The organism is Stenotrophomonas sp. STEN009 (genome assembly GCF_056760395.1).
The window spans coordinates 23441-30815 of the sequence record NZ_JBRRES010000042.1 but is presented as its reverse complement, the minus strand read 5'-3'; the positions used below and the strand labels follow the sequence as shown (position 1 = coordinate 30815).

Genomic DNA, 7375 nt, shown 5'->3' with positions numbered 1-7375 from the left:
CCCGCGCGGGGGGTTGCGTGCGCGCCCCCCATCCCAACAAACGCCGCCGGGGGGGGTTTTTCCAAACGCCGGCCGCCCTGGGGCGGGGCAAAAAATACGGGGCCGGCCGGGCGGCGGGCGACGATCTTATTTCACCAGCTTGGCGATGGCAGCGCCCAGGTCGCCCGGCGAACGCACGGTGACGACGCCAGCCGCTTCCATGGCGGCGAACTTGCCTTCCGCCGTGCCCTTGCCGCCGGAGGCGATCGCACCGGCATGGCCCATGCGCTTGCCGGCCGGCGCCGAAGCACCGGCGATGAAACCGACGACCGGCTTCTTCACGTGGTTCTTGATGTATTCCGCACCGGCTTCCTCGGCGTCGCCACCGATCTCGCCGACCATGATGATGCCTTCGGTCTGCGGGTCTTCGTTGAACAGCTTCAGGCAGTCAACGAAGTTCAGGCCGTTGATCGGGTCGCCGCCGATGCCGATGCAGGTGGACTGGCCCAGGCCGACTTCGGTGGTCTGCTTGACCGCTTCATAGGTCAGCGTGCCCGAACGCGACACGATGCCGATCTTGCCGGGCTTGTGGATGTGACCCGGCATGATGCCGATCTTGCACTCACCCGGGGTGATGACACCCGGGCAGTTCGGGCCGATCAGCACGGTGTCCGGGTAGGAACGGGTCAGCACGTTCTTGACGCGCAGCATGTCCAGCACCGGGATGCCTTCGGTGATGCAGACGATGACCTTGATGCCGGCAGCTGCGGCTTCCAGGATCGCGTCGGCCGCGAACGGCGGCGGCACGTAGATGACCGAAGCATTGGCGCCAGTGCTCTGCACGGCGTCGGCAACGGTGTTGAAGACCGGCAGGTCGATGTGGGTGGTGCCACCCTTGCCCGGGGTCACGCCGCCAACAACCTGGGTGCCGTACTCGATCATCTGAGTCGCGTGGAAGGTGCCCTGCTGGCCGGTGAAGCCCTGCACGATCACCTTGGTGTTCTTGTTAATCAAAACAGACATGGGAATTTCCTTCGGTGTCGTGGATCAGGCGGCGTTCTTGACCGCTTCAACGACTTTCTTGGCGCCGTCGTTGATGTTGTCAGCCGGGATGATGGCCATGCCGCTGTCACGCAGCAGCTGCTTGCCTTCTTCCACGTTGGTGCCTTCCAGGCGCACCACGACCGGCACCTTGACGCCCACTTCCTTCACGGCGGCGATGATGCCCTCGGCGATCATGTCGCAGCGGACGATGCCGCCGAAGATGTTGACGAAGATGCCTTCCACCTTGTCCGAGGACAGGATCAGCTTGAACGCTTCGATGACGCGCTGCTTGTTGGCACCGCCGCCCACGTCCAGGAAGTTCGCCGGCTCGCCGCCGTTGAGCTTGATGACGTCCATGGTCGCCATGGCCAGGCCGGCGCCGTTCACCATGCAGCCGATGTTGCCGTCCATGGTGACGTAGTTGATGTCCAGCTCCGAAGCGGTCACTTCGGTTTCATCTTCCTGGGACTTGTCGCGCATCGCGACCAGTTCCTTGTGGCGGAAGTTGGCGTTGTCGTCGCTGTTGAACTTGCCGTCCAGCGCGTACAGGTTGCCGTCGTCCAGGATCGCCAGCGGGTTGATCTCAACCAGCGCCAGGTCCTTTTCGTTGAAGATGCGGTACAGGTTCACCATGATGTTGGCGAACTGGCCGGCCTGCTTGGCGGTCAGGCCCATCTTGAAGCCGATGTCACGGCCGTGGTAACCCTGCACGCCCTCGACGAAGTCCACATTCAGGGTGTGGATCTTGTCCGGGGTCTCGGCAGCCACCTGCTCGATTTCCATGCCGCCTTCCGAGGAGGCGATGTAGCTGATGGTGCGGGTGCCGCGATCCACCAGGACCGACAGGTACAGTTCCTTGACGATCTCGCCGGCGGTGGTCACCAGCACCAGGTTGATCGGCAGCTCGACGCCGGCGGTCTGGTAGGTGGCCATCTTGGTGCCGAGCATCTTGGCCGCTGCGGCCTTCACGTCATCGACGGTCTTGCAGAACTTGACGCCGCCAGCCTTGCCGCGGCCGCCAGCGTGGATCTGCGCCTTGACCATCCAGGGGCCCTGGCCCAGCGACTGGGCGACTTCAACCGCCTCGTCCGGAGTAGCCGCGACCTTGCCGGCCGGGACCGGGATGCCGTATTCGGCAAGCAGTTGTTTTGCCTGGTATTCGTGGAAATTCATGCGTCACCGTGGGAATAGGAACGACCGCACGCAATTCCTCAGGGCCTCCGGGGGAGGCACCGGCACGGACCGCGGCGGGCCCACTATTGTGGCCGAGCCGGCGCCGGGGCGCAAAGAAGTCTGTACGGAGTACCGGATCCGGGCGGATTTCCGCCGTCATTCAGGCAGTTGCGGATCGCCGGCAGCCGCCCGGCCGCCCTCGCCACAGGCCGATTGCGCGACGCGGACCCGCGGCCGGGCATCGCCACGACCGTATACTGGGCATCTGCGTCCGCTCGGGCATGCCCGTCGCACAACCCAGATCCAGGCAGCCAGAAGGGGAGTTCCGGCGTGTCACCCAGTGCTTCATTGATCGACCGCATCGAATCGATTCCGCGGCGCGAGCTGTACTTCTTCGCCCTGTACCGGGTGCTGATCGCAGCCGTGATCGCCGCCCTGCTGTACAGCCCGTTGTCGATGATGGTCGGCGAGGCCCACCACCCGCGGCTGGCCTACACCGTCGGCGCGGCCTACCTGGCGTTGTCGCTGCTGGCCCTGGCGATCGGCCGCAACGAACGCTGGCTGCGGCCGATCGTGGTCACCGGCGTGCTGGTGGACATCATCGCCGCCATCCTGCTGGCCCACGCCCTGCCCGGCGCCAGTGCCGGCATCTCGATGTCGCTGCTGTTCAACATCGCCGCGGCCGCCACCCTGCTGCCGCTGAGCTGGGGCCTTGGGCTGGCCCTGGCGGCGAGCCTGGCAACGGTGGGCGAATACCTGTGGAAGCTGCTGGAGGGCGGCGACCCGACCCGCACCCTGGCCGAGCTGGCGATGTTCACGACCAGTTACCTGGCCCTGGCCTTCATCAGCTACCAGGTCGGCAGCCGCGCCCGCCGCAACCAGCAGCTGGCCAACCAGCGCGGTGACGAGGTGGCCAATCTGTTCCAGATCAACGAACTGATCATCCGCCGCATGCGCACCGGCGTGCTGGTGGTGGATGCCGACAGCCGCATCACGCTGGCCAACGAGGCTGCCTCGATGCTGCTCGGCGACAGCGACGGTGCGGGCGGAACCGGCCGCCTCGATCTGGCCAGCGTCGCACCCGAGCTGGCCCGTCGCCTGCAGCGCTGGCGCAACGGCTGGACCCAGGACGAACTGCCGCTGCAGCTCAATCCGGACCAACCCGAAGTGCAACCGCGCTTCGCGCGCCTGCTGGCCGGCAGCGAACTGGCCCTGGTCTTCCTGGATGATTCCAGCGTGGTGTCGCGGCGCGCCGAGTCGCTCACCCTGTCGGCGATGGGCCGCTTCTCGGCCAGCCTGGCCCATGAGATCCGCAATCCGCTGGCGGCGATCAACTATGCCGTGCAGCTGCTGGAAGAAGGTACCGGCTTCAACGAAAGCGACCGCCGCCTGCTGCAGATCATCCGCCAGCAGTGCCAGCGCACCAACGGCATCGTCGAGAGCGTGCTGGGCCTGGCCCGGCGCGAACGTGCCACGCCGGAGAACGTGGATCTGGTCGCCTTCGTGCGCCGCTTCGTGCTGGAGTACAAGCAGGGCCAGACGCTGGAAACCGACAGCATCGAACCGATCGTCAGCGACACCTCGGTGCCGGCGCAGGTCGACACCCGCCACCTCTACCAGGTGCTGACCGTGCTGGTGCACAACGCCCTGAAGTACGGCCGCATCGGCCAGCAGCCGGCCCGCGTGCGGCTGCGTGTAGCCCGGCACGAACGCAGCGCGGTGATCGACGTGATGGACCGTGGCCCCGGCATTCCCGAAAGCGTGGCGGCGCAGCTGTTCCGGCCGTTCTTCACCACCTCCGAGCACGGCACCGGCCTGGGCTTGTACATTGCCCGCGAATTGTGCAGGGCCAACCAGGCACGGCTGGATTACATCCCGGTGCCGGCCGGCGGCTCGTGTTTCCGCTTGGTCCTGCCAGGTCCGCACACGCTGCTGCCCGATGGATCCTGATTCTGCGCGTCAAACATTTGTCGCTTTCAGCCCCCTCGTTTATCTTTTCCGCCCATGAACGAAACCCGCAGCGCCCTCGTCGTCGACGACGAACGCGACATCCGCGAACTGCTGGTGCTGACGCTCGGCCGCATGGGGCTGCGCATCAGTACTGCAGCCAACCTCGCCGAAGCGCGCGAGCTGCTGGCCAGCAATCCTTATGACCTGTGCATCACCGACATGCGCCTGCCGGATGGCAACGGCATCGAGCTGGTCAGCGAGATCGCCCAGCACTACCCGCGCACACCGGTGGCGATGATCACCGCCTTCGGCAGCATGGATCTGGCAGTGGAAGCCCTGAAGGCGGGCGCCTTCGACTTCGTCAGCAAGCCGGTGGACATCGCCGTACTGCGTGGACTGGTCAAGCACGCGCTGGAACTGAACAACAGCGAGCGGCCCGTACCGGGCCCCGTCGCCGAACAGGGCGCCCGGCTGCTCGGCAATTCGCCGGCGATGGACGTGTTGCGTGCCACCATCGGCAAAGTGGCGCGCAGCCAGGCCCCGGTCTACATCCTCGGCGAATCCGGCGTCGGCAAGGAACTGGTCGCGCGGACCATCCACACCCAGGGGGCACGTGCTGCCGGGCCGTTCGTGCCGGTCAACTGCGGCGCGATTCCCGGCGAACTGATGGAGAGCGAGTTCTTCGGCCACCGCAAGGGCAGCTTCAGCGGCGCCCACGCCGACAAGCCCGGCCTGTTCCAGGCCGCCCATGGTGGCACCCTGTTCCTGGATGAGGTCGCCGAGCTGCCGCTGCAGATGCAGGTGAAGCTGTTGCGCGCGATCCAGGAGAAGTCGGTGCGCGCGGTGGGTGCGGCCAGCGAGGAACCGGTCGATGTGCGCATCCTGTCGGCCACCCACAAGGATCTGGCCGAGCTGGTCGAGGACGGCCGCTTCCGCCACGACCTGTACTACCGCATCAATGTGATCGAACTGAAGGTGCCGCCGCTGCGCGAACGCCGCCAGGATCTGCCGGAGCTGGCCGCTGCCGTGCTGGCACGGCTGGCCCGCAGCCACGGCCGCACCACGCCGCTGCTCGCGCCCTCGGCGCTGGAGGCACTGGCGCAGTACGCCTTCCCCGGCAACGTGCGCGAACTGGAGAACATCCTTGAGCGCGCGCTGGCCCTGGCCGAGGAAGACCGCATCGGTGTCGACGATCTGCGCCTGCCGCAACACGCCCCCCGCATGCCCGGCAACGGCACGGCCGCCGAAGCCGTGGTCGATCTGCAGCCGGGCAGTGCCGCCCTGCCCTCGTACATCGAACAGCTCGAACGCAGCGCCATCCAGCGCGCGCTGGAAGAAAACCGCTGGAACAAGACCCGTACCGCCGCGCAGCTGGGCATCACCTTCCGCGCGCTGCGCTACAAGCTGAAGAAGCTGGGCATGGAGTAAGGGCCGCAAGACCCAGCGGTCGGATCCTTTTCCGCAGGAAAGGGCTCCGACCCCGCCAGCACAACCGCGTCAATCCTTGGTAACGCGATTGATCTCGGCCAGGCTGGTCACACCCGCCGCGACCTTCCTCAATGCCGACTGCCGCAGGTCATTGACCCCGATCGCCTGCGCGGCTTCGGCAATCTGCAGCGCATTGCCACCGGCCAGCACGATCGTGGCGATCTCGTCGGTCATCGGCATCACCTGGTAGATACCGGTGCGGCCCTTGTAACCCTCGGTGCATTCATCACAGCCCACCGCCTCATGCAGCTGGATGCCCTCATCCAGCTGGGCCTGGGTGAAGCCCTCGGCCAGCAATGCATGCTCCGGCAGCTGCGCCGGGCGCTTGCAGTTCGGGCACAGCCGTCGCGCCAGACGCTGGGCGATCACCAGGGTCACCGAGCTGGTGATGTTGTACGGCGCGATGCCCATGTTCATCAGGCGCGCGATGGTCTGCGGCGCGTCGTTGGTATGCAGGGTGGACAGCACCATGTGGCCGGTCTGCGCGGCCTTGATGGCGATCTCGGCGGTCTCCAGGTCGCGGATTTCGCCGACCATGATGATGTCCGGATCCTGGCGCAGGAACGAGCGCAACGCAGCGGCGAACGTCATGCCGCGCTTGTTGTTCTGCTGCACCTGGTTGACGCCGGGCAGCCGGATTTCCACCGGGTCTTCCGCCGTGGAGATGTTGCGCGTCTCGTCGTTGAGAATGCCCAGCGCGGTATACAGCGACACCGTCTTGCCCGAACCGGTCGGCCCGGTCACCAGCACCATGCCGTATGGCTTGTGGATCGCATCCAGGAACAGCTTCTGCTGGTCGGGCTCATAGCCGAGCTTGTCGATGCCCAGCTTGGCGGCACTGCCGTCGAGGATACGCAGCACGACCTTCTCGCCGAACAGCGTCGGCAACGTGCTCACACGGAAATCGATCTGCTTGGACTTGGACAGGTTGAGCTTGATGCGGCCATCCTGCGGCACGCGCTTCTCGGCGATGTCCAGCTGCGCCATCACCTTCAGGCGCGCGGCGATGCGCTGGTTCAACTTCACCGGCGCGCGCGCGACCATCTTCAACAGCCCATCGATGCGCAGGCGCACGCGGTAATCGTCTTCGTACGGCTCGAAATGGATGTCCGACGCGCCCTTGCGGATCGCGTCGACCAGCACCTTGTTGACGAACTTCACCACCGGGGTGTCGTCGCCCTTGGCATCGATGCCGGAGTCGCCGCCCGCGCCATCCTCATCGCCCAGGCCCACGTCGAGGTTGGCCATCCCCTCATCGTCACCGCCCAGCGCGTCACCCAGCGTGTCGTGGCTGGCGTGCCACTGTTCCAGAGTGCGGCGGATCTGGTCCTCGTCGACCAGGATCGGCTCCACCACCAGGTTGGTGTGGAACTTGATCTCGTCCAGTGCGTGGGTCGGGTTGCTGGTGCCGACGAACAGCTTGCCGCCACGCTTGAACAGCGGCAGTACGTTGTGCTTACGCAGCAGTTCCTCGCTGACCAGGCTCATCGCGTTCTGGCTGGCATCGAAGGTCGAGACGTCGAACAGCGGCATGCCGAACTCAACCGCATTGGCCGCGGCCAGCTGTGCTGCCCCCACCACCTTGTTCTGCGCGAACCACTGCGGCAGCGGCTGCCGCGCGGCGGCGGCCCGGGTCATGGCGTCGCGGGCGGTGGCCTCGTCCAGCGCACCATCCTGGACCAGGCGGCGCGCCAGCCCGGTGATGCCGACAAGGTTGGGGGATGAAACAACGCTCATGGGA

At 66.2% G+C, this 7375-nt stretch carries 5 protein-coding genes; 2 read left to right on the top strand and 3 right to left on the bottom strand.

All coding sequences use genetic code 11. The annotated features are described in order from the left end of the window. Positions 1-126: 126 nt before the first annotated feature. Both sucD and sucC read right to left on the bottom strand, forming a co-directional pair. Positions 127-1002: a succinate--CoA ligase subunit alpha gene (gene sucD, locus ACVOMM_RS16445; RefSeq protein WP_005418610.1), complete on the bottom strand. Its 876-nt coding sequence runs from the start codon at positions 1000-1002 to the stop codon at positions 127-129. Between the two features lie 24 nt (positions 1003-1026). Then, on the bottom strand, positions 1027-2196 hold the full coding sequence (gene sucC, locus ACVOMM_RS16440) for an ADP-forming succinate--CoA ligase subunit beta (RefSeq protein ID WP_005418614.1): 1170 nt from the start codon (positions 2194-2196) through the stop codon (positions 1027-1029). 330 nt (positions 2197-2526) lie between these two features. Between sucC and ACVOMM_RS16435 the strand changes: the two genes are divergently transcribed. Both ACVOMM_RS16435 and ACVOMM_RS16430 read left to right on the top strand, forming a co-directional pair. Then, positions 2527-4146 carry a sensor histidine kinase gene (locus ACVOMM_RS16435; protein WP_053517024.1) on the top strand — a complete coding sequence of 540 codons (1620 nt, stop codon included), beginning with the start codon at positions 2527-2529 and terminating at the stop codon, positions 4144-4146. Between the two features lie 54 nt (positions 4147-4200). Continuing rightward, positions 4201-5574 carry a sigma-54-dependent transcriptional regulator gene (locus ACVOMM_RS16430; protein ID WP_053517026.1) on the top strand — a complete coding sequence of 458 codons (1374 nt, stop codon included), beginning with the start codon at positions 4201-4203 and terminating at the stop codon, positions 5572-5574. Between the two features lie 69 nt (positions 5575-5643). Here the strand turns inward: ACVOMM_RS16430 and pilB are convergent, their stop codons facing one another. After that, a complete protein-coding gene (gene pilB / locus ACVOMM_RS16425; RefSeq protein ID WP_053517028.1) occupies positions 5644-7371 on the bottom strand; it encodes a type IV-A pilus assembly ATPase PilB in 1728 nt (575 codons plus the stop codon). Between the last annotated feature and the right edge of the window lie 4 nt (positions 7372-7375).

What these genes read in the sequence shown, in the direction of transcription:
- sucC (WP_005418614.1), bottom strand. Translation starts at nt 2,196, where the DNA reads ATGAATTTCCACGAATACCAGGCAAAACAACTGCTTGCCGAATACGGC.
- pilB (WP_053517028.1), bottom strand. Translation starts at nt 7,371, where the DNA reads ATGAGCGTTGTTTCATCCCCCAACCTTGTCGGCATCACCGGGCTGGCG.
- sucD (WP_005418610.1), bottom strand. Translation starts at nt 1,002, where the DNA reads ATGTCTGTTTTGATTAACAAGAACACCAAGGTGATCGTGCAGGGCTTC.
- ACVOMM_RS16430 (WP_053517026.1), top strand. Translation starts at nt 4,201, where the DNA reads ATGAACGAAACCCGCAGCGCCCTCGTCGTCGACGACGAACGCGACATC.